We start from the raw sequence: 20,630 nt of genomic DNA, 5'->3' as shown, positions 1-20,630 counted from the left end.
GTGAGCCAGGCGCCGCACCTGTGTCCCGCGCGGGGTCGCTTCCGCGCCGCAGCTGCGGCAGAACGGGTCGCGATCGGTGACGCGGCACTCCAGGGTCGCGCCAGCGTGCATGAGCGTGAGGCCCGTGACGGTGAGGCCGTGGTCGTCGAGGGCGGTGAACACAGTCAGATCGGGGTCGCCGAAGGTAGCGTGGTGCACGTCGAGGTCTTCCGGATGGTGAGCTTAGGAACTTCCATCCTCGGGAGGCCTCGACCTCTCTCACGGGACCGCCACGCGCACGTCCTCCCGGACGGGCACTACACGCTCAAATGCGAAGAGCCCCTTGATGACGCCGTCGTGAAGCTAAAGGCGCTTGCGGAGTTCGCGAAGGAGTTCGGATCCGAGTTCCATCGGATCGAAGCTGTGGCGCAGGTCGGAAATACGATGAAGGTGCTCGACATGACCATGCCGACTGTCCGCGACAGCATCTTGCATGACGACAAACCAGCGATCGATTTCTATAAGTTCGATATCGCGATCGAGTACGACGCATGAGCAAGCGGTAAGCTGTTTGCATGCAAACACGTGTGGATGATGTGGCGCACACGACGCCGATCTACTCTCTGGGCGAAGCGGCCCACATCATTCGCGCGCCGGCTACGTCGTTCACGCGGTGGGCTCACGGCCATAGCTTCCGTCAACGTCGAGAGGGTGAAAAAGGCTGGACGAAGCCGATCCTCAGCGGTGTGCAGTCGGGGCGCGGTTACACGGTGCCGTTCAACGCGTTGGCCGAAGGGTTTATCGTCGAGTCGTTCCGTCGCGCCGGGTTGCCGATGGCACGAATCAAACCCGCAATCGACGTGCTCCGCGAAGAGCTTGGGCTTGAGAACGCGCTACTCAGCGAGAAGCTCAAAACTGATGGTGCGGAGATTCTCATCGAGAACGGTGAACGTGAACTCGTCGTCGTGCGTAACCATCAGGGTGTTTTTCGCGACGTGGTTGAGCAGTACTTGAAGAGCATCAGTTACCGTGACGGTTTCGTAGACTTTCTGCGACTGCCGGCCTACGAAAGCGCGGACGTGATCGTCGATCCCGTGCGCAACTCTGGGCAACCGACGATCGCCCGGCTCGGTGTGCGAGTCGACGACATCGTCAGCCGAGTGCGTGCCGGCGAGCCGATGACCGACGTTGCTGAAGACTTCGGTTTGAGTAGACCAGAGCTCCACTCGCTGTTGGTGCAGGCGGCCTGAGCATGGCCGGGGCGCGCTTCCTTCTTGACCGCTCGGTCGGAGGCCGACTCCTGGTAGCACGCCTGCGCGACGCGGGATGGGATGCTCGTACGCTCGCCGAAGAGTATGGAGATGTACGCGCACAAGCGATGCGCGACGAGGAGTGGATCGAGGCAGGCTCGCGTGCGGGTTACTTGCTTCTCGTGAAGGATCACCGCGTGGCCTCACGGCCACTTGAGGCGCGCGCCATCTACATGAACGATGCTCGAGTTATTGCCTTCACGCGCGGAGATCTCACTGCCCAGATGATGGGAGACTTTTGCCTGAAGCACGAAGCGGCAATCCACAAGTGGGCGACAGTGCGGCCGCCTTTCGTCGTTTCTCTTGGCGTGAGTGGCCTGCGACGTAAGCACCTCAACGTGACCTAACCAAGGAGGCCGAGCTCATCGTTTCGGCGCCGCCGAGCACAGGTGGCGAACGTCGCACTCGCGACACTTGCGACGGCCTGGTTTCGGCTCGAACTCGCGGCGGCGCAGGCTGTCGACGGTTGCGATGATTTGCGCTTCCGCTTTCTTGACGGCGTAGGGGTTGATCTCTACGTCGTGGCGTACTTCGGTGCCGAGGTCTTGTATGAATGCGGCGCCGACATCGAGGCCCTCTCGGCGTCCGGCCTCGGCGTAGATCTGCAGTTGCAGCGGATCGACTTGGCCGCCGGTCGACGTCTTGTAGTCGACGATTGCTAGCCGGTCCACCTGGCCGTCGTGGTTGTCGTAAATAACATCCGCGCGACCGGAGACGACGACTCCGTCGAGGTAAAGCTCGAATGGTCGTTCCGTCGCCCAGGTGCACAGCAGATCCGACGAATGCTCAGTGACGTATCGCATCACCAACCTGCGTGCCTTCTCACGCATCTCCTTATGTCCCGCCTTGTTGGCGTAGGGGAGGAAGAACTCAGAATCGAGCAACTGATCAATTTGTGCCGCAGTCGGTACAGAACCCGTTGCTTGGGTTCGCTCCGCGAGCACGCGCATCGTGTGATGGACGGCGTTTCCGTAGCCGAGCTCTTGCCGGATCGTCGGCATAAACCCGAGTTCGTTCCTCAGGAGGTAGCTACGAGGGCATGACTCGAACGCGGCAAGTTCGCTATAGGTGATGACAAGGTCATGCTCTGACGCAATCGTCGCGCTCGCGGCAGACGTCGGCGATCCCGCGCCTTTGAAAGTCCTGGCAACTTCGTCGTAGTACGGCGAGGCCGCGCGGTTGTTGCCTCCGTTCATCTGGGAGTAGCTCGAAAGAAGTACCGCATCTCGAGCACGCGTGATCGCGACGTAGAATAGTCGCCGTTCGTCCGCATCCGATCCTTCGTAGCGTTCGCGGTCAAAGTGTTCGATGAGGTCGGGTGGGAATTCTTGTGACCGACCGCTCATGCTCGAGGGGAACCGAGTCTTCACCAGCGAGGGCAAGAAGACGACCGGCCACTCGAGACCCTTCGAGCCATGGACCGTGCCAAGTGCGACGCCATCATCGAGATGTCCCTCCTCGCCAGCGAAGTCGTCGTAGTTGCTCACGGAGTAGTTCGTGAGCAAGATCGCGAGGTTCTTGTAGAACCATTCTCCGCCGCTCTGCCCGCCGACCTGCTCCCCGGGGTTCGCCTGATCCTTGCGCGAGCGCCATGTGACGCCCTCGTAATCGGCTAGGACCGACGTGAACCGTGCAATGGTTCCGAGACGATTTCGTACCATTGCGTCGGCAAGGTCCCAGCGGTTGACACCGAGCAGACCCACCAGCTCGTAGAAGTCGCCCACGAGACTCTGATTGAACCTGCTCGACAGCGCGGCAAGTTTCCAATCTTCGAGGTGCACGGCGACCTTGGCAACGGCATCTGTGTCGAGGTCAAAAATCTCTGTGTACTCGTCGAGCAGGCCGCCTAGCGTGACCATCTCACCCTGTGCGTACTTGGCTGTTCTCCAGGCGACATCGCTGATCCACGCATACGTCGCACCAAACACGTCAGGTTCGGGCTGAGTGAACAGACCAGACCGGCCACCGGCCTGCACTGGAATCCCTGCTCGGCTGAGTGACTCCATCAGAGCGGGGTATGCAGCGCGCCCGCGAACAAGGATCGCGATGTCGCGATAGGGGAGTCCCGCGGCGTGAAAGTCGCGTATCTGACGCGCAATGTCGTCCGCTGCGTCGGACTCGGCGCCGGGATTGCGAGACAGGGCAACGCTCGGTCCGTCGACTTCGCGAACTGCAAGCATCTGCTTCTCGATGCGGCCAGGGATCGTCTGGGCAAACGTATTCGCGACGTCGACGATGCCGGGCTGTGAGCGTCGGTTCGCGAGCAGCTTGAACTGGGTGACGTCTGAATATCGTTCGGCGAACGTCACGATGCCTTCGACGGAGGAACCTCGCCACTGGTAAATCGCCTGGTCGTCGTCTCCGACGACCACGACGTCGGCGTTCCCGTGCGGTTTCGCGAGTAGTTCGATCAGCTTCTCCTGCGCAGGGTTGACGTCTTGGTACTCATCGACGACGAGATGACGAAGTGGTGCCGTGACTTCTGCGTGAACCTTCGGGTCAGCAAGGGCCTCGACTGCTCGGACAATCTGCGTACCGAACGACATGAACTGGTAGCGGTCAAGCGTCTCGTAATATGCGCGGACGGCCGACTTGAAGTCGCCTGCGGGTAGCGTCTCCGGGCTGATGAGTTCGTTCTCGAGAACGTCGATGCCTCGCTGAAATGCCTCGATGCTGTTGAACCTGCCTTTCGCCAACGACAGGTCTTTGATGCCGATGAAGCGGTTCTCGCGGTAGACAAAGTTCGTCAGCTGGTTTGCGTCCAGCGGGGTATACGTCTCATAGCGAGGCACGTAACTCTGAAGCATACGAAAGCAGTACGCGTGAATGGTGCCGACGAACAGGCGTCCCAGCTGGTCGGTTGCAGCAACGCCCATGCGCGCGGTGACGCGTTCTCGTATGCGCTCTTTCAACTCGGAGGCCGCCTTCTCCGTGAAGGTAAACGCGACGATCGACTCAGGCTCGTCGCCCTCTGCCAGAAGTGCAGCGACGCGCTGAGCGACAACTTCCGTCTTTCCGGAGCCCGCAGCGGCGATGATCTGGATGTGGCCTCCGCGGTGTGCGACAGCGTCAGCTGCGTCGCCCTCGAGCGATGGAATATTCGCCGTCGTCGCTGCAGGCCCCCGTGTAACGGCGGACACTCGTGGTCTGGGCTTCGCGTCGGTCGGGCGCAATACCGGCGGGATGGGGGGAGTGACCTCGGGCTTCGCCTTGGGCTTGGGCGGGCTAATCTCGACGGCGAACGGCTCCGGCACAGGCGTTTGAGTCTTCGCTACGGATACCCACTTGAACTTCACTGCCGCTCCTGCTGCTGCTCGAGTTTTGGTCAGCATATCGACGGGCGCCGGCATAACGTGTAGGCAGATCGACTGTTCGCAACGAGGGCTCGTGCGCAGCACAGCGGCTGTATGCGGTGCCCGAGTGGATGAAGGTCACGGGCGGCGCTCAGATCGTGACCTTTCCGTGACGACACACGCGCCGGGAAAAGCTTGCATTCCGGGCGTGGGAGCGGTTGCATGGACTTGTTGGAGCGCGCGGCGGGGTCGCCGTGCGTCGAATGATCAACGTCAGAGAGGACGTCGGAGACATGACGACATTGAGGACGCGGCGCGCAGGGATCGGAATCGCCGGTGCGCTGGTGATGGGCCTCGCGCTCACCGGCTGCGCAGGCGATGACCTGGGCGGCGGCGGTGGCACCACGGGTGGCGGAGGAGACGGCAGCGACGCCGACTGCGCCGAATTCGAGCAGTACGGCACCTTCGACGGCGAGACCGTCGAGATGTCCTCGACGATCGAGGGCGTCGAAGGTGAGCAGCTCGCCGAGTCGTGGGCCGACTTCTCGAGCTGCACCGGCATCACGATCGAGCACAACGGCACGAACGAGTTCGAGTCGCAGATCTTCGTGCAGGTCGAGGGCGGCAACGCGCCCGACCTCGCCATCTTCCCGCAGCCGGGTCTCCTGGCACGCATGGTCGACGGCGGCTACCTCTCCCCGGCGACGGGTGACGCGCTCGAGGCCGCGGAGGCGAACTACACCGAAGACTGGCGGAGCTACGGCAACGTCGACGGCGAGCAGTACGGCGTCCCGATTCAGGGATCCGCGAAGTCGTTCGTCTGGTATTCGCCGAGCGTTTTCGAGGAGAACGGCTACGAGATTCCCACCACGTGGGACGACATGATGGCCCTCACCGACCAGATCGCCGCCGACCACGGCAGCGACACCGTGAAGCCCTGGTGCTATGGCATCGAGTCGGGCGGTGCGACCGGTTGGCCGGCCACCGACTTCGTGGAAGACGCGGTGCTCCGCGAGGCCGGCACCGACGTCTACGACCAGTGGGTCAACCACGAGATCCCGTTCAACGACCCGCAGATCGTCGCATCGCTCGACCGCGTCGGCGACATCGTGCAGAACGAGGACTACGTCAACGGCGGTATCGGAGACGCTCGTTCGGCCGCGACCATGCCGTGGGCAGACGCAGGATTCCAGGTCCTCGAGGACAACTGCTTCCTGTTCCGCGCTGCGAGCTTCTGGGAGGCGCAGCTGCCCGAGGGCACGGACGTCGGACCTGACGGCGACATCTTCGCCTTCTACCTGCCGGCTGACTCGGCCGATGAGACGCCGCTGCTGATCGCGGGCGACTACATGGCCGCGTTCAACGACGAGGAAGCGACGCAGGCCGTGCTGGCGTACTTCGCCTCCCCCGAGTGGGCGAACACCCGCATGAGCATCGGCGGCATGGTCAGCCCGAACAACGGGGCCGACCCGGCCAACGCGTCGAGCGACGTGCTGCGCCTGACGATCGAGCTCATGCAGGACGAGGGCGCGACGGTCCGCTTCGACGGATCCGACATGATGCCCTCCGAGGTCGGTGCCGGCAGCTTCTGGTCGGCTCTGACCAACTGGACCGACGGACAGGCGACCTCCGAAGAGGCGCTCACCTCCGTCGAGAACAGCTGGCCGTAACCCCCGCGTGACGGGCCGGGGCGCATCGCGCGCCCCGGCCCGTTGTCGCCCGAAACTGGAGGCACCTTCGTGGGATTCTTGCTCTACTCGAAGAACGGCCAGATGATCCTCGCGGTCCTGGCCTTCCTCGCCATTCTTGTGATCTTGCTGCTGATCGCGCGCGCCGCCGATCACCTGCGCGGGCGCAAGCAGACGTTCGCCATGGCCGCCGTGTTCGGCGGGCCCGCGCTTCTGCTGCTCGCGGTCGGTCTCATTTACCCGGCGGTCCGAACGATCTGGATGTCGTTCATGGACAAGCGCAGCGACAGCTTCGTCGCGCTCGACAACTACGCCTACCTGTTCCAGGACGGCTTCCAAGCATTCGGCAACACGCTGCTGTGGGTCGTGCTCGTGCCGCTCGGATCGACCGTGATCGGTCTCGTGTACTCCGTGCTGATCGACGGGTCGCGCTTCGAGAAGGTCGCGAAGTCGCTGCTCTTCCTGCCGATGGCGATCTCGTTCGTCGGCGCGGGCATCATCTGGAAGTTCATGTACGAGTACCGCGGCTCGGCGCAGGAGCAGATCGGTCTGCTGAACTCGATCATCACCGGAATCGGGCTCGAACCCGTGCGCTTCCTGCAGGACTCACCGCTCAACACGCTGTTCCTGATCTTCGTGATGGTCTGGATCCAGGCCGGGTTCGCGATGGTCGTGCTGTCGGCGGCGATCAAGGCCGTGCCGAGCGACATCGTCGAGGCCGCGCGCCTGGACGGCGCGAGCGCGTCGCAACTGTTCTTCCAGATCACGATCCCCTCGATCCGGCCCTCGCTCGTCGTCGTGCTGACGACGATCTGCATCGCGACGCTGAAGGTGTTCGACATCACGCAGACGATGACCGGTGCCGAGTTCGGCACGCAGGTGCTCGCGAACGAGATGTATGACTGGTCGTTCACCTACGGCAACAACGGCATCGGATCCGCGATGGCCGTCGTGATCTTCGTGCTCGTGATTCCGCTGGTGGTCTACAACGTGCGGCAGATGAACAAGAACAAGGCGGTGCGTTGATGACCACGCAGACACTCACGTCGGTCAACCCGGCGAAGAAACCCGGATCCGCTGCCGGCAGCTTCAAGAAGCTCGTCGGCAACCGCATCGGCAGCGCCATCGCGCTGGTGATCGCGGTGCTGTGGACCGTGCCGACCGTCGGCTTGTTCGTATCGTCGTTCCGGCCCGAGAGCGAGATCAAGTCCAGCGGATGGTGGACGATCTTCGCGAACCCCCAGTTCACGCTCGATAACTACGCGTCGGTGCTCGGCGGATCCACCTCGACGAACCTCGCGGTGTACTTCCAGAACTCGATCGTGATCGCAATTCCGGCAACGCTCGCGCCGCTGATCCTCGCGATCATGGCGTCGTACGCGTTCTCGGTGCTGGAGTGGAAGGGGCGCGACATCGTGTTCGTCGCCGTCTTCACGCTGCAGATCGTGCCGCTGCAGATGGCGCTGATCCCGCTGCTGCGCATCTTCTCGGGCACGGCGATCGCCGACATCTTCCCGTTCTTGTCGCTCTGGGTGGCGCACACGATCTTCGGGCTTCCGCTCGCGATCTTCCTGCTGCACAACTTCATGTCGGAGGTGCCGAAGGATCTGATCGAGGCGGCGCGGATCGACGGCGCCGGCCACGTGACCGTGTTCCTGCGGATCATGCTTCCGCTCATGCTGCCGGCGATCGCGAGTTACGCGATCTTCCAGTTCCTGTGGGTCTGGAACGACCTGCTCGTTGGTCTGACGTTCTCCGGCGGATCCAAGACGGTGCAGCCGCTCACGGCGGCGCTCGCGGCGCTCACCGGCGACCGCGGTCAGGACTGGCACCTGCTGACGGCGGGCGCGTTCGTGTCGATCATCGTCCCGCTGATCGTGTTCTTCGCTCTGCAGCGCTTCTTCGTGAGGGGCCTGCTCGCAGGATCCGTGAAGGGCTGACCCTGCCTGAACATGACGCGTGCTGCTCTCAAACTGAGGTTTGAGAGCAGCACGCGTCATGTTGAGGGGGTCTAGGAGGGCATCCCGCCGTACCCCGCGGGCGTGACCCACACATGCGCGGTGACGACCTTCCGGCCGCTCTCCTGTGCGTTGCGCAGCGACGGCACGTTGTCGGGATGGATGTGGCCCCACAGCACGTCATCGGCGTTCGACGGCAGCTCCCGGGCCAGCCGTTGCAGGGCGGCGACGCCGACGCGTTGACCCCGGTGAGCGTGGTCGATGGCGACCTCCTGCATGCAGAAGCCCGCGAGCCCGTACGAGTCGTCGCGCTCGGCGGCCACGATGCCGGCCGAGGCGGCGTCGACCCGCACATCAAAGAGCAGGCCCTGCTCGGCGGCATCCTCGAGCGAGTCCGCGTCGGCGGGCGTGGCCCACTGCGCGAGCTTCGGCCGCGATGGCGTTAGCTCCTCGTAGATCGCGGCGACGCGCTCCGCAGCGAACGCGGGATCGCACGGAGCGATCGTCACATCGTCGTATCGGTCGTCGAGCGGCAGCTCGAGCATCTCGGCGACGGGGCGCGCCACGATCAGCAGGTCCGGCGTCGCGTGCACGGCGTCCGACGCGGCCAGCGCTCGGAGCGCCTGATCCGGATCCGGCAGGTTCACGCGCAGACACAGCGGAGCGAAGTCGCTGAAGTGCGGCAGTACCTCGCCGAGGGCGGCGACGCCCGCGGAATCCGGGGCGAGCGACGTGGCGATGATGTCCACGAAGGGCTTCTCGATATCCTGCCCGCGGAACCGAATGCCGGCGATGGCCCAGCGCCCGTCCGCCAACGGGATCCGCCGGTTCGCCCACGCGAGCGGATCCGGAACCGGAAGCTGAACCATGTCGCGATACTGCGCACCCCAGGCAGCATCGCCGACGAGCTCGATGCTGGGATCGAGCCACCCCGCGAGGTGCTCCCGCCACGCCGGCGACCATTCCTTGATCTGTGGGGCAATCCATCGCTCGGCAGCGGCGTATACATCGGGGTTGGGCATCAGGCGAGCGTACCAACGGCCAGACCCCTTGAACCCTGGGGGTGGGGCGCGCACGCTGGATCCAGACCCCGAGCCTTGGAGCTGAGATGTCGCAGAAGATCGTTCCCAACGTCTGGTGCACGCGCAACGCGGAAGAGATGGGGGAGTTCTACCGATCCGTGTTCCGCGACACGACGAGCGTCGTCACGGCCAGGTACCCCGACGACGTGCCCGACTGGCAGAGCGAATTCGCGGGGCTGCCGCTGGTCGCTGACCTGCGGATCGGCGACTACCTGATCGTGCTCGTCAACGCCGGCGACGAGTTCCGCCCGAACCCGGCGATCTCGTTCATGCTGAACTTCGATCCGCTCGAGTTCGGCGGCGATGAGCCAGCGGCGCGTGCGCACCTCGACGAGGTGTGGGCCGGGCTCTCCGAAGGTGGGCGCACCCTGATGCCGCTGGATGCGTATCCGTTCAGTCCGCATTACGGCTGGATCGAGGATCGCTTCGGCGTGAGCTGGCAGCTGATCCTCACGGATCCGGCGGGAGAGCCGCGCCCGTTCGTCATCCCGCAGCTGATGTTCGCCGGCCCCGTCGAGGGGAAGGCGCGCGAGGCCGCGAACTTCTACACGTCGCTGTTCGACGACTCGGGCCTCGGTCTCGTCGCGGAGTACCCCGAGTCGACGGGGCCTGCCGCGGCCGGCGACGTCGTGTTCGGCGAGTTCCGACTGGCGGGGCAGTGGTTCTCGATGATGGATTCCGGCGTTGAGCAGGACTTCTCGTTCACGGCCGGCGTCTCGCTCGAGGTGCGCTGCGAGGATCAGGACGAGATTGACCGCCTGTGGTCGGCGCTATCCGCGGTGCTCGAAGCCGAGCAGTGCGGCTGGCTCGCCGATAAATACGGCGTGAGCTGGCAGATTGTGCCGAAGAGCATGGGGGATCTGATGGAGCGCCCCGGCGCCCACGCGACGCTGCTGAATCAGAAGAAGATCGTCATCGCCGAGTACTGAGGCGGATCCTCACTCACCGCAGGAGGAGCACACACCCGTCGCGGGGATCTCGAGGAAGCAGTTCGGGCACACAGCGGCCTGCCGCTCCGGCACGGTTGGTCGCCGAACAGGAGCCGCGCGCTTTCGCGCCGGGGGCTCCTCGACGCGACCGATCTCAGGATGATCGACGCCCCAGGATCCGTGCAGTCGCCGGCTCGGCCAGCGCGGCGCATCACCGGCGCTCTTCTTCGCATCCTGCTCGGAGCGGAATCCGTTGGTGTAGCTGCGGTGCACCTCGAGGGCGGGCCCGCCGCCGCGCCGCTCGATGCGGAAGTAGTCGGAGAAGCCGATCAGCCGTGATGCGCCGGCGTTGTCGTGGATCCCCTGGATGAGCGCGCGATTGCCGACCGGGATGCCGTACCTCGCGAAGGCATCGTCGAGGCTGTCGAGGCGAACCGACCTCTCGGATCGCTTGCCGCCATCAATGTTCTCGCGCTCTTGACCCATATTTACAGTGTGCGTGCTTGCCCGGATCCGCGGAAATCGGGCGCGACGAGCGCGTCGAACCGCGGGTGCTGCGCACTCGCGCGGCAGGCCCATTGCCATACGCTGATTCGCAGAAGGCATCGAGGGGGAGGGGCGCGACATGGTCGCAACCGGCGGCGGGCCGCGGCGCAGACCCGGCATATGGATCTGGGTGAGCCTCGCGGCGGTCATCGTGGTGATCGCGATCTGGCTGATCGTGGTGCCGCTTCTCAAAGGACAGCTCTGGGCCTCGGACGAGCGCCGCGTATCGATCATCGACGACACGATCGCGGTCGAGATACGGGTGCCAGGGGGCCTTGCGATTACGAGGGTTTCTGCCGATACCACCGGCGACGGATGCTCGCTCGTGCGCTACTCGTTCGGCCAGAGCCTCGCCGTCGAATCGTACGCGGATGAATGCGAGCTCTCGGGGGCAGATCGGATTCTGAACGGTCACCACGGCGAGTACCGGACGATCGATGACGTTGCGGATCCGCACGACGCCGAAGAGATCTCGACGAGCCTCGGCGCCGCGACGCTGTTCGTGCAGGACTACACGGAGTGCACGAATTTCTGCCGCGACTTCGAGGAACCCGTCGCGATCATCGAGCTCGATGACCCGGCAGACGCATCGCACTCGTCGTTCGTTCTGCAGGCCCACAAGGGCGAGATCTCGCGCGATGAGCTCCGCGAGATCCTCGAGACGCTGAGGCCCCTAGACCTGGAGTCGTGACCGGTGGCAATATCGCCATCATGACCCATCGAGTGACGGCGCCGGAGATCGACCCGAACAACAAGCCGAAGGGCCCGGCGTCGTACTTCCCGAGCATCGAGAAGACATACGGCCTGCCGATGCAGCACTGGATCGACATCGCGGCCGACCACCTCGACGCCGGCCAGAAGCACGGCGAGGTCGTCAGCGTACTGAAAGACACGCACGGACTCGGCCACGGCCACGCGAACGCGATCGTTGCGTATACGCGGGCGAAGCTTGAGCGGTAAGAGTCACAATCACCTGGCGTCGCCTTTATGAGTAACGCGGCAAGGTGATGCGTCTCGCCGGCACGAAACCGGGACCAACGAAGAAACCCCGTGTGTACAAGCCCGAGGTAGGCCGTCGGCGAAAGAGCAAAGACGGGTCTTACAGCTCCCCCGCCTCGTCCATGCTCGGCCGTGCCACCGCGCCGGCGATACGCGCCCAGATGCGTTGCCCGAGTTCGCGGTCGTACGGATCGAGAATCGCCCACGAACTGTGGTGTGAATCTGTGAGGAAAGGGATGACCCGATTCAAGTGGCGCCGATCGTTCGGTGTGAGCGTGTCGAGGTCAAGTGCTCGGGGAACGCCGATCGCGGCACCGAGCACGGCAAGATCTTCGAGATGGCGCTGTGGATTGCGAGAATCGACCGCGTAGGCGGCGGCCTTGGCGACAATCGCTCCGAGAGGATCCGGCACCTCGATCTCCGCCGTTCGTTCATCAGCCAGAAGCGTGTACCGATCGCGACGCAGAAGTGCCTGCGCGGCGCCTGGGGCGCGCAGGAGGGGACGCTGCATCCAGCGCGTGGGCGCGCGGACATCCCGGGCGACCATGACGTCGACGACATCGTCGCCGCGCGTGAACCGGTGAACTGGATTGCCGCGCGACGGTTGAACAGTCTCGAATCCGATGCTGGTGATTGTTCGTCCGATCTCGCCGGCCGAGGCCGTCGCGATGTTCAGCAGTAGATCGACGTCACTGGTCGGGCGCACTGCCGTGACACCAGAGCGTAGAGCGTGGGCGTGAACCATGAGGCCGCCGACAAGAACCCAGCTGCCTGTTGGGAGAGCGGAAGCGAGTTCGAACGCGAGCGGCCATGGTGGCACGTCCGCGTCGATCTCTATGACGTGTGCCCGGCCAGCCATCGTGTCCTCGTTCGATCAAGGGCGTCGAGACCAGCGGCGCGCACGCGCGAGCTCGTACTGCGCGCCGCGTCAACGGCGATCAACGTTGCGGGGGCCTCGGTCCACGGGAACTCGTCATCGCGGAACCGATAGACGTGGATCGTTCCCTCATCGCTTCGCACCAGCATGGCGTCGTCGATGAGATCTTCGAGCGATGTGTCCTGCAGGTATCCGTGAACTTCGCGCGCCGTTCCGATGAGTGCTTCTCCGGGAAGGGAGGTGAGTCGATCGAGTGCCGATTCGCCCGTGAGGTGTAGGCGCGCGGAGGCAGACTGCGGGTCGCGCGTCGCGAAGGTGTCGATGATGACCGAATGGGCAATAGCGCTGGCGAGCAGTTCCGCTTCACGGGTGCGCAGGAGTTCGGCTCGTCGAGCGGGGAGGGCGGTGTTTTCGTCCAGCGCATCGACCAGCGAGCGGGCCGTATGAGCGGCCATGGGCCGACCGCGCGATGACGACAGAGCTTGGCGCTGTCGAACTGACGAGGCGGACACCAGCCAGTCGCGCTGCACGCGGCGCCCCTCGAGTGCACGTTGATTGAGCAGCTGCACGACTCGGCGGGGCGTGATGCCGAGTTGCTGGGCCGCATCATCCGTCGAAACAAAACTCATGCTTAAACCTTCCTCGTAAGGAATATTTAAACATCGATACGTGCAGCCGACAAGAGCGCTGCCGCCATAGAGTCGGCGCGGGAAGGGCGACTATGAGGGCCGAGCTCGAGTCCGTTCATCCCGGTGGGAGTTCAGTGGAACTCAACCTAACGGGACCCCAACAAAAAAGAACCCCCGTGTGTAGAAGCCACACGAGGGTTCAGTGGCTCCGACGGGCGTCGATCCCGTGACCTCACGATTTTCAGTCGTGCGCTCTACCAACTGAGCTACAGAGCCGTGCGGCACATGATGCCGCATCCTACGCGAAGGGCCCTCTCGAAAGAAGGCCCGACACCGGAGCGACCCTGACGGGACTTGAACCCGCGACCTCCGCCGTGACAGGGCGGCACGCTAACCAACTGCGCTACAGGGCCAGATGTGCTTTTCGCACGATTTTCAATTATACCAGGTGGAGTGACCCCAACGGGATTCGAACCCGTGCTACCGCCGTGAAAGGGCGGCGTCCTAGGCCACTAAACGATGGGGCCGTACAGAAAAGCTTCACAGCTCACCTGCCAACCGTTTAATCTTACGCATGGCCGAAGCGGAATCGCAAAACAAGGGCGCGTCGTGCGGGTCTCGGGCGTGTCGAGGGCGACGATGGGGGAGCATGCGCCCGTGAATCGCGGGAGAACGCTGTTCAGAAAGTGGCGGGTGTTGTTAGTGTGACGAGTGTGAATACTCCTTCCCCCAGTTCGGAGCGCACAGAAGAAGTGTGCGACTGCGCGCCCTCGCCCGCCGAGAAGCGTGCGTTCTGGGGACCCGTCACGCGCCGCGGCGCGATCGCGGCCGGCGTGCTCGGGGTAGCCGCGGCGGGCGCGTTCGGCGCGTTGCGCGGATCCGGATCAGCGTTCGCCATCTCGTACGACCCTGCGGATTACCCGACGTGGGAAGACGTGGAGCGCGCGCGCTCGAACCAGTCGTCGAAGGCGAGCGAGATCTCGCGCATCGAGGGCTACATCGCGCAGCTGAAGGCAGCTGTCGCTGAGGCCCAGGCAGTCGCGGAGAAGGCGGCGGACGAGTACTACGCTGCGCAGCAGGAGTATTACCAGGCCGCGCACCGCGCAGACGAGCTGCAGGGTCAGGCAGACGACCAGGCGACGAAGGCCAGTGAAGCGGCGGCCGCGGCGGCGAAGGTCGCATCGACGATCTCCCGCGCGAGCGGTGACAACACCCCGTACGAGCTGCTGTTCGCCGACTCGGCCGGCGACGCCGACAACCTGCTGTCGAAGCTGGGTCAGCTGGACAAGCTCGCCGAGCGCAACGAGTCCATCTATGCCTCGGCGGTCGCCGCGCGCGATTCGGCGCAGCACCTCACGGATCAGGCGAAGGAAGCTCGCAAGGAGCGCGACCGCCTGCAGAAGGTCGCCGAGGAGAAGATGGCGGTCGCCCAGCAGGCGCAGGCCGCCGCGGAGCAGGCCCTCGCCGATCAGAAGAGCCACCTCATCACGCTCGAGCAGCAGCTCGCGGCGCTGAAGGACACCTCGAGCAAGACTCTCGCGGAGTACAAGGACGGCGAGAAGCAGCGCAAGGCGTATGAAGAAGAGCAGCGCCGCCTCGCCGAGGAACGCCGCAAGCGCGAGGAAGCCGCGCGGCGTAAGCGTGAGGAAGAAGAGCGCAAGCGTCGCGCCGCGGAAGAGGAAGAGCGCCGGCGCCAGCAGCAGGCGCAGGAGGCGCCCCAAGGATCCCCTGCGGGCGAGCCCGCGGCGCCGGCCGCCCCAGCGGAACCCGCCGCTCCCGCGGCTCCTGCCGCACCGGCGAACGGGTGGGTGCGCCCGAACAGCGGCTCGCGAACCTCCGGGTACGGATGGCGCACGTCGATGTGCGGCCCGTCGTACTGCTCGACCTCGTTCCACGCCGGCGTCGACCTCGCCGCCGGATGCGGAACACCGATCTTCGCGGCCTCGGCGGGCACCGTCGAGTTCGCCGGGTACAACGGCGGCTACGGCAACTACGTGCGCATCAACCACGGCGGCGGCATCGGCACCGGATACGGTCACATCATGGACGGCGGCATCGCTGTCGGCTGGGGCCAGTACGTCCAAGCCGGCCAGGTCATCGCGTACGAGGGCAACACCGGAAACTCGTTCGGCTGCCACCTGCACTTCGAGGTCTACGTCAACGGGCCGACCGTCAACCCGATCGACTTCATGGCCGGCAAGGGCATCTGGGTCTGATCAACGACGAACGCCCCGGATCCGCGGATCCGGGGCGTTCGTCGTATGCGTCAGGAGCGTGAGTCGGGGAACTCGCCCTCGCCCTGAGTCTTCGTCTGGCCGTGGTCCTCTTCGAAGCGCGTGTACGACTCGGCGACGAGGCGCTCGGCCTCAGCGGCGCCTCCCCACTCGTCGACCTTGACCCACTTGCCGGGCTCGAGGTCCTTGTAGTGCTCGAAGAAGTGCTCGATCTCCTTGCGGGTGTACTCCTGGAGGTCGTCGACGTCCTGGATGTGCTCCCAGCGCGGATCCTTCGCGATGACCGCAACGACCTTGTCGTCGCCGCCGGCCTCATCGCTCATCTTGAGCACGCCGACGGGGCGCACCTTGACGCCGACGCCCGGGAACACCGAGTGGTCCATGATCACGAGAACGTCGAGCGGATCGCCGTCCTCTCCGAGCGTGTTCTCGAAGAATCCGTAATCGCTCGGGTAACCGAACGTCGTGTAGAGAACGCGGTCGAGGAAGACTCGGCCCGTGCCGTGGTCGACCTCGTACTTCACGCGGCTGCCGCGCGGGATCTCGATGACTGCGTCGTACGCGCCCATACCTGTGTTGCTCCTTGAGTAGTCGGGAGGGTCTGCGCTAACACTAATCGTTACTCTGGGACGCATGCTGGATCCCGTCGTCGCCGCCGTTCGGCGAGCTGTTCGTGAAGCGCTCGCGCCGTTCGCCGATTCCGGCGCGCGCATCCTCGTCGCCCTGTCGGGCGGGGCCGACTCGCTCGCGCTCGCTGAGGCCACCGCGCACGAGGCGCGGCATGCGGGTATCGAGGCGATCGCCGTCACGGTGGATCACTGTCTGCAGAGCGGATCCGCCGAGGTCGCCGAGCGCGCCGCGCGCCAGGCTCGCGACGCCGGGATCCGCGACGCGCGCGTCGTGCGCGTCGACGTCGGATCCGCGGGGGGACCGGAGGCGGCGGCCCGCGACGCACGGTACGCGGCGCTCCGCGAGGCCGCGGCGGAGACCGGATCCGTTGCCGTGCTCGTCGGCCACACCCTCGACGACCAGGCCGAGACCGTGCTGCTGGGTCTCGCCCGCGGATCCGGTGCGGCGAGTCTCCAGGGCATGTCCCCGCACGCGCTCGACGAGCGCGGCCTGGCGTGGATCCGCCCGCTGCTCGCGCTGCGCCGCGCGGATACCGAGGCGTTCTGCGCCGCGAGCGGCATCGATCCGTGGGCGGATCCCCACAACGACGACGACCGCTTCGCCCGCGTTCGCGTGCGCCACCGCGTGTTGCCGGTGCTCGAGGCCGAGCTCGGCCCGGGCATCGCCGAGGCACTATGGCGGACGGCGGAGCAGCTGCGCGAGGACGACGAGGCCTTCGCCGACATGATCGACGAGACGATCGAGGACATCGTCGAGCACGCCGAGGCGGGCATCGCGGTGTCGGTGCCCGCCCTCGCGGCGAACCCGGCGGCGATTCGCAACCGCATCATCCGACACGTGGTGGCATCGGAATTCGGCGTCGCTCTGACGAGGGCCCAGACCCTCGAGGTCGCGCGCTTGGTGACCGACTGGGCGGGCCAGGGCCCGATCGACCTCCCGGGCTGTCAGGCGACAAGATCGGGCCAGGCGTTGGCGTTCCGCGCCGCCGGGGCGTGACCGGTCGGTTCCGGTGACGCAAACGGATCCTCCCACCGCGACGAGCGTCCATTCGCGTCACCGGAGTGGATCCGCAGGACGCGCACGCACCCACCGGATCCTCACCCCACCCGATCCGTGAAACTCAGTGCGTTCATCGGGGCGGCCTGCATATGCTTGACCCATGCGCGCGGCCGACATTGCACAAGACCTTGAACGAGTCCTCGTCACCGAGGAGCAGATCCAGGAGCGGCTCGCCGAGCTCGCTGCGGAAGTCGATCGCGATTACGCAGATCGCGAGGTCCTGCTCGTCGGCGTCCTGAAGGGCGCCGTCATGGTCATGGCCGACTTCACGCGTGCACTCACGATCGACGCGGCCATGGACTGGATGGCCGTCTCGAGCTACGGCGCCTCGACCAAGTCGAGCGGCGTCGTGCAGATCCGCAAGGATCTCGACACGCCTCTCGAGGGCAAGCACGTGCTGGTCGTCGAGGACATCATCGACTCGGGCCTCACGCTCAACTGGCTGCTCGAGCATTTCGCCACGCGCGGTGCCGCCTCGATCGAGGTGCTCGCGGCCTTCCGCAAGCCCGACGCCGCGAAGGTCGAGATCGACGCGAAGTACGTCGGCTTCGACATCCCGAGCGACTTCGTCATCGGATACGGCCTCGACTACGCCGAGCGGTATCGCGGGCTGCGCGACGTCGCGGTCCTGGCTCCGCACGTCTACTCCTGAGCGCACGTTCCGCCGTGGGCGAATCCCAGAGCAGCCATAGACACCGGCCGGTAATCTGGGACGACCTGCGCTGGGTCGTGCCCCGCGCGTCGAATACCAGGAGGAGTCGGTTAACCGACGCACTATGAACGTGAAGAAGATCTTCCGCCACCCCGTCGTGTACGTGCTGCTGATCGCGGTCGTGCTCATTGCCGGGTTCTCGATGTTCAGCGCGTTCAGCGGGCCGAAGAAGGTCACGGTGCAGGAGGGGCTCGAACTTCTGCAGGGCGACAAGGTGCAGGAAGTCCTCATCACCGACGGCGATCAGCGCGTCGATCTCACGCTCTCGAGCGAGTACGAGGGCGCGAACACCGTCCAGTTCTACTACGTCAGCGCCCGCGCCGACGATGTCGTCGACGCCGTCCGCGACGCGGACCCCAAGAACGGCTACGACGACGCGGTGCCGCAGGCCTCATTCTTCGGCAGCCTGCTGTCGATCATGATCCCCGTGCTGCTGCTCGGGCTGCTGTTCTGGTTCCTGCTCTCAAACGCCCAGGGCGGCGGCAAGATGGCGCAGTTCGGCAAGTCGCGCGCGAAGAACGTCACGAAGGAGAACCCCGACGTCACGTTCGCCGACGTCGCCGGAAGCGACGAGGCGGTCGAAGAGCTGCACGAGATCAAGGACTTCCTCGCGGATCCGACGCGGTTCCAGGCGCTTGGCGCGCGGATCCCCAAGGGCGTCATGCTGTACGGCCCTCCCGGCACGGGAAAGACGCTGCTCGCGCGCGCCGTCGCGGGCGAGGCGGGCGTGCCGTTCTACCCGATCTCCGGATCCGATTTCGTCGAGATGTTCGTCGGCGTCGGCGCGAGCCGGGTGCGGGATCTCTTCAAGCAGGCCCAGGAGAACGCTCCGGCCATCATCTTCATCGATGAGATCGACGCCGTGGGGCGCCACCGCGGCGCCGGCATGGGCGGCGGGCACGACGAGCGCGAGCAGACTCTGAACCAGATGCTCGTCGAGATGGACGGATTCGACGTCAACGCGAACGTCATCGTCATCGCGGCGACGAACCGCCCCGACATCCTCGACCCCGCGCTCCTGCGCCCGGGCCGCTTCGACCGCCAGATCGGCGTCGACGCGCCCGACATGAAGGGCCGCCTGCAGATCCTCGGCGTGCACGGCCGCGGCAAGCCGCTGGCCGAGGGTGTGGATCTCGAGGACGTCGCGCGCAAGACGCCCGGCTTCTCGGGCGCCGACCTCGCGAACGTGCTGAACGAGGCCGCGCTTCTGACGGCCCGCTCCAACGCGCAGCTGATCGACGACCGCGCGCTCGACGAGGCGATCGATCGCGCCATCGCCGGACCCCAGCGCCGCACCCGCGTGATGAAGGACAAGGAAAAGCTCATCACGGCGTACCACGAGGGCGGACATGCGCTCGCGGCGGCCGCGATGAACTATTCGGATCCGGTGACGAAGATCACGATCCTGCCGCGCGGCAAGGCTCTCGGCTACACGATGGTGCTGCCGGTCGACGACAAGTACTCGGTCACGCGCAACGAGCTGCAGGATCAGCTGACGTACGCGATGGGCGGGCGCGTCGCGGAGGAGATCATCTTCCACGATCCGACGACGGGCGCCTCCAACGACATCGAGAAGGCGACGAACATCGCCCGCAAGATGGTCACCGAGTACGGAATGACCCGCGACATCGGCCCCGTGCTCCTGTCGGGCTCGTCGGGCCAGATGTTCATGGGCCACGACCGCGGCCACAGCCGCGACTACTCCGACACGATGGCCGAGCGCGTCGACCGCGAGGTGCGCGCCCTCATCGAGCAGGCGCACGACGAGGCCTACCGGGTGCTCAACGACAACCGCGACCTGCTCGATCGCCTGGCGCACGAGCTGCTCGAGAAGGAGACGCTCGATCACAAGCAGATCGCCGAGATCTTCTCCGAGGTGAAGAAGATCGACGAGCGCCCGCAGTGGCTCTCGAGCAGCGAACGCCCGGTATCGGCCGTGCCGCCGATCGACGTGCCTCGCGCGAACCCGCAGCCCGAACCGGGCATCGCGGCCTCCGAGGAGTCGCCCCAGACGTCGCGCTCGCCCGAGACCGGCGGGTCCACGAGGCCCGCAACCGCATAGTCCAGGAGGCGTCATGGCCGTCGATACAGAGCGCGTGGCCGCGCTGACCCGCGAGCTGCTCGTAGCGATCGGCGAGGATCCGGATCGCCCCGGTCTGCGCGAGACGCCCGGCAGGGTCGCGCAGGCCGCGGCCGAGATGTACGGCGGCATCGGGCAGGATCCGGCCGCGCCGCTGGCGCACACGATCGACGTATCTCAGGGGCCGGCTCCCGAGACCGTGCCGACCGGCGCCGTGCTCGTGCGAGACATCCGGTTCCGCTCGATGTGCGAGCACCACCTGCTGCCGTTCGAGGGCCGCGCCCACATCGCGTACCTTCCGCACGAGAGCGTCGTGGGCCTCGGGTCCCTCGCCCGAGTGCTCGACATCGCCTCGGCGCGACCGCAGGTGCAGGAGCGCCTGGGCGAGCAGGTCGCCGACGCGCTCGAGCACGGCCTCGGCGCGCGCGGCGTCTTCGTGATGCTTGACGCCGAGCACGGCTGCATGCGCACCCGCGGCGAGAAGCGGCCCGACAGCTCGACTGTCACGATCGCCGCGCGCGGAGACCTCGCCACAGAGGCGGCGCGTGCGGAGATGGCGGCGTACATCATCATCGGCGCGCAGAACGCGGCGACCGACGCCGCCGCAGTGAAGGGCCGCTGACCG

20 protein-coding genes and 3 tRNA genes are annotated in these 20,630 nt (G+C 65.6%); 15 read left to right on the top strand and 8 right to left on the bottom strand.

The features are described from left to right. From G510_RS18570 to G510_RS0110745, 3 genes are all read left to right on the top strand, one after another. Positions 1–534 (top strand): hypothetical protein (locus tag G510_RS18570; protein WP_169562609.1); only part of this gene is annotated, 534 nt, incomplete at its 5' end. A 20-nt stretch (positions 535–554) separates the two neighbouring features. Beyond that, positions 555–1,229 (top strand): DUF433 domain-containing protein, encoded by a 675-nt coding sequence (locus G510_RS0110750; RefSeq protein WP_084644320.1) that lies wholly within the window; start codon positions 555–557, stop codon positions 1,227–1,229. A gap of 2 nt (positions 1,230–1,231) precedes the next feature. Further along, on the top strand, positions 1,232–1,636 hold the full coding sequence (locus G510_RS0110745) for a PIN-like domain-containing protein (protein WP_157560557.1): 405 nt from the start codon (positions 1,232–1,234) through the stop codon (positions 1,634–1,636). Positions 1,637–1,651: 15 nt separating this feature from the next. On the opposite strand, the gene G510_RS0110740 is transcribed toward G510_RS0110745, so the two are convergent. Further along, positions 1,652–4,585 (bottom strand): ATP-dependent helicase, encoded by a 2,934-nt coding sequence (locus G510_RS0110740; protein WP_029153630.1) that lies wholly within the window; start codon positions 4,583–4,585, stop codon positions 1,652–1,654. A 290-nt stretch (positions 4,586–4,875) separates the two neighbouring features. Between G510_RS0110740 and G510_RS0110735 the strand changes: the two genes are divergently transcribed. From G510_RS0110735 to G510_RS0110725, 3 genes are all read left to right on the top strand, one after another. Then, positions 4,876–6,252, top strand: a complete 1,377-nt coding sequence (locus G510_RS0110735; protein ID WP_029153629.1) for an ABC transporter substrate-binding protein — start codon at positions 4,876–4,878, stop codon at positions 6,250–6,252. Between the two features lie 69 nt (positions 6,253–6,321). Beyond that, complete coding sequence (locus G510_RS0110730) at positions 6,322–7,296, top strand: carbohydrate ABC transporter permease (protein WP_029153628.1); 975 nt, start codon at positions 6,322–6,324, stop codon at positions 7,294–7,296. After that, on the top strand, positions 7,296–8,210 hold the full coding sequence (locus G510_RS0110725; protein ID WP_029153627.1) for a carbohydrate ABC transporter permease: 915 nt from the start codon (positions 7,296–7,298) through the stop codon (positions 8,208–8,210). Before G510_RS0110730 ends, G510_RS0110725 begins: the two co-directional genes overlap by 1 nt. Positions 8,211–8,281: 71 nt before the next feature. Here G510_RS0110725 and G510_RS0110720 read toward each other — a convergent pair whose 3' ends face one another. Further along, positions 8,282–9,250 (bottom strand): GNAT family N-acetyltransferase, encoded by a 969-nt coding sequence (locus tag G510_RS0110720; protein WP_029153626.1) that lies wholly within the window; start codon positions 9,248–9,250, stop codon positions 8,282–8,284. An 86-nt stretch (positions 9,251–9,336) separates the two neighbouring features. Here G510_RS0110720 and G510_RS0110715 point away from each other — a divergent pair, with 86 nt between their 5' ends. Then, positions 9,337–10,239: a VOC family protein gene (locus G510_RS0110715; protein ID WP_029153625.1), complete on the top strand. Its 903-nt coding sequence runs from the start codon at positions 9,337–9,339 to the stop codon at positions 10,237–10,239. A gap of 9 nt (positions 10,240–10,248) precedes the next feature. Here the strand turns inward: G510_RS0110715 and G510_RS0110710 are convergent, their stop codons facing one another. Next, on the bottom strand, positions 10,249–10,725 hold the full coding sequence (locus tag G510_RS0110710; RefSeq protein ID WP_029153624.1) for a hypothetical protein: 477 nt from the start codon (positions 10,723–10,725) through the stop codon (positions 10,249–10,251). Positions 10,726–10,864: 139 nt separating this feature from the next. On the opposite strand from G510_RS0110710, the gene G510_RS0110705 reads away from it, so the two are divergent. The 3 genes from G510_RS0110705 to G510_RS18290 all read left to right on the top strand — a co-directional run bounded on the left by G510_RS0110705 (position 10,865) and on the right by G510_RS18290 (position 12,466). Continuing rightward, positions 10,865–11,476, top strand: a complete 612-nt coding sequence (locus G510_RS0110705) for a hypothetical protein (RefSeq protein ID WP_157560555.1) — start codon at positions 10,865–10,867, stop codon at positions 11,474–11,476. A 20-nt stretch (positions 11,477–11,496) separates the two neighbouring features. Next, complete coding sequence (locus G510_RS0110700; protein WP_036322916.1) at positions 11,497–11,745, top strand: DUF4287 domain-containing protein; 249 nt, start codon at positions 11,497–11,499, stop codon at positions 11,743–11,745. Between the two features lie 289 nt (positions 11,746–12,034). Then, complete coding sequence (locus G510_RS18290) at positions 12,035–12,466, top strand: hypothetical protein (protein ID WP_157560554.1); 432 nt, start codon at positions 12,035–12,037, stop codon at positions 12,464–12,466. 152 nt (positions 12,467–12,618) lie between these two features. Here G510_RS18290 and G510_RS16520 read toward each other — a convergent pair whose 3' ends face one another. From G510_RS16520 to G510_RS0110675, 4 genes are all read right to left on the bottom strand, one after another. Then, positions 12,619–13,290: a helix-turn-helix domain-containing protein gene (locus G510_RS16520; protein WP_036322899.1), complete on the bottom strand. Its 672-nt coding sequence runs from the start codon at positions 13,288–13,290 to the stop codon at positions 12,619–12,621. Between the two features lie 203 nt (positions 13,291–13,493). Continuing rightward, positions 13,494–13,566 (bottom strand) — tRNA-Phe (locus G510_RS0110685). 63 nt (positions 13,567–13,629) lie between these two features. After that, a tRNA-Asp gene (locus tag G510_RS0110680) sits at positions 13,630–13,703 on the bottom strand. A 41-nt stretch (positions 13,704–13,744) separates the two neighbouring features. Continuing rightward, positions 13,745–13,817: transfer RNA gene (locus G510_RS0110675), tRNA-Glu, on the bottom strand. A gap of 186 nt (positions 13,818–14,003) precedes the next feature. Here G510_RS0110675 and G510_RS0110670 point away from each other — a divergent pair. Next, the gene (locus tag G510_RS0110670) at positions 14,004–15,506 is read left to right on the top strand and encodes a M23 family metallopeptidase (RefSeq protein WP_245563312.1); all 1,503 of its coding nucleotides are present in this window, start codon (positions 14,004–14,006) and stop codon (positions 15,504–15,506) included. 50 nt (positions 15,507–15,556) lie between these two features. Here G510_RS0110670 and G510_RS0110665 read toward each other — a convergent pair whose 3' ends face one another. After that, the gene (locus tag G510_RS0110665; protein ID WP_029153620.1) at positions 15,557–16,093 is read right to left on the bottom strand and encodes an inorganic diphosphatase; all 537 of its coding nucleotides are present in this window, start codon (positions 16,091–16,093) and stop codon (positions 15,557–15,559) included. A 64-nt stretch (positions 16,094–16,157) separates the two neighbouring features. Here G510_RS0110665 and tilS point away from each other — a divergent pair, with 64 nt between their 5' ends. The 4 genes from tilS to folE all read left to right on the top strand — a co-directional run bounded on the left by tilS (position 16,158) and on the right by folE (position 20,627). Then, on the top strand, positions 16,158–17,150 hold the full coding sequence (gene tilS / locus G510_RS0110660) for a tRNA lysidine(34) synthetase TilS (RefSeq protein ID WP_036322894.1): 993 nt from the start codon (positions 16,158–16,160) through the stop codon (positions 17,148–17,150). A gap of 163 nt (positions 17,151–17,313) precedes the next feature. Further along, positions 17,314–17,865 carry a hypoxanthine phosphoribosyltransferase gene (gene hpt / locus G510_RS0110655; RefSeq protein ID WP_029153618.1) on the top strand — a complete coding sequence of 184 codons (552 nt, stop codon included), beginning with the start codon at positions 17,314–17,316 and terminating at the stop codon, positions 17,863–17,865. Positions 17,866–17,989: 124 nt separating this feature from the next. Beyond that, on the top strand, positions 17,990–19,987 hold the full coding sequence (gene ftsH, locus G510_RS0110650) for an ATP-dependent zinc metalloprotease FtsH (protein WP_029153617.1): 1,998 nt from the start codon (positions 17,990–17,992) through the stop codon (positions 19,985–19,987). Between the two features lie 13 nt (positions 19,988–20,000). Then, positions 20,001–20,627 carry a GTP cyclohydrolase I gene (gene folE / locus G510_RS0110645; protein ID WP_029153616.1) on the top strand — a complete coding sequence of 209 codons (627 nt, stop codon included), beginning with the start codon at positions 20,001–20,003 and terminating at the stop codon, positions 20,625–20,627. Positions 20,628–20,630: the final 3 nt, after the last annotated feature.

Source organism: Microbacterium gubbeenense DSM 15944 (assembly GCF_000422745.1).
GTDB lineage: Bacteria > Actinomycetota > Actinomycetes > Actinomycetales > Microbacteriaceae > Microbacterium > Microbacterium gubbeenense.
Note: the sequence above shows the minus strand (reverse complement) of the source record. Positions and strands in the feature narration are given on the sequence as shown.

Bases quoted from the DNA above. Each gene is read 5' to 3' on its own strand.
- G510_RS0110750 (WP_084644320.1), top strand. From the start codon at position 555: ATGCAAACACGTGTGGATGATGTGGCGCACACGACGCCGATCTACTCT.
- G510_RS0110745 (WP_157560557.1), top strand. From the start codon at position 1,232: ATGGCCGGGGCGCGCTTCCTTCTTGACCGCTCGGTCGGAGGCCGACTC.
- G510_RS0110735 (WP_029153629.1), top strand. From the start codon at position 4,876: ATGACGACATTGAGGACGCGGCGCGCAGGGATCGGAATCGCCGGTGCG.
- G510_RS0110725 (WP_029153627.1), top strand. From the start codon at position 7,296: ATGACCACGCAGACACTCACGTCGGTCAACCCGGCGAAGAAACCCGGA.
- G510_RS0110720 (WP_029153626.1), bottom strand. From the start codon at position 9,250: ATGCCCAACCCCGATGTATACGCCGCTGCCGAGCGATGGATTGCCCCA.
- G510_RS0110715 (WP_029153625.1), top strand. From the start codon at position 9,337: ATGTCGCAGAAGATCGTTCCCAACGTCTGGTGCACGCGCAACGCGGAA.
- G510_RS0110710 (WP_029153624.1), bottom strand. From the start codon at position 10,725: ATGGGTCAAGAGCGCGAGAACATTGATGGCGGCAAGCGATCCGAGAGG.
- G510_RS0110705 (WP_157560555.1), top strand. From the start codon at position 10,865: ATGGTCGCAACCGGCGGCGGGCCGCGGCGCAGACCCGGCATATGGATC.
- G510_RS0110700 (WP_036322916.1), top strand. From the start codon at position 11,497: ATGACCCATCGAGTGACGGCGCCGGAGATCGACCCGAACAACAAGCCG.
- G510_RS16520 (WP_036322899.1), bottom strand. From the start codon at position 13,290: ATGAGTTTTGTTTCGACGGATGATGCGGCCCAGCAACTCGGCATCACG.
- G510_RS0110665 (WP_029153620.1), bottom strand. From the start codon at position 16,093: ATGGGCGCGTACGACGCAGTCATCGAGATCCCGCGCGGCAGCCGCGTG.
- tilS (WP_036322894.1), top strand. From the start codon at position 16,158: ATGCTGGATCCCGTCGTCGCCGCCGTTCGGCGAGCTGTTCGTGAAGCG.
- hpt (WP_029153618.1), top strand. From the start codon at position 17,314: ATGCGCGCGGCCGACATTGCACAAGACCTTGAACGAGTCCTCGTCACC.
- ftsH (WP_029153617.1), top strand. From the start codon at position 17,990: ATGAACGTGAAGAAGATCTTCCGCCACCCCGTCGTGTACGTGCTGCTG.
- folE (WP_029153616.1), top strand. From the start codon at position 20,001: ATGGCCGTCGATACAGAGCGCGTGGCCGCGCTGACCCGCGAGCTGCTC.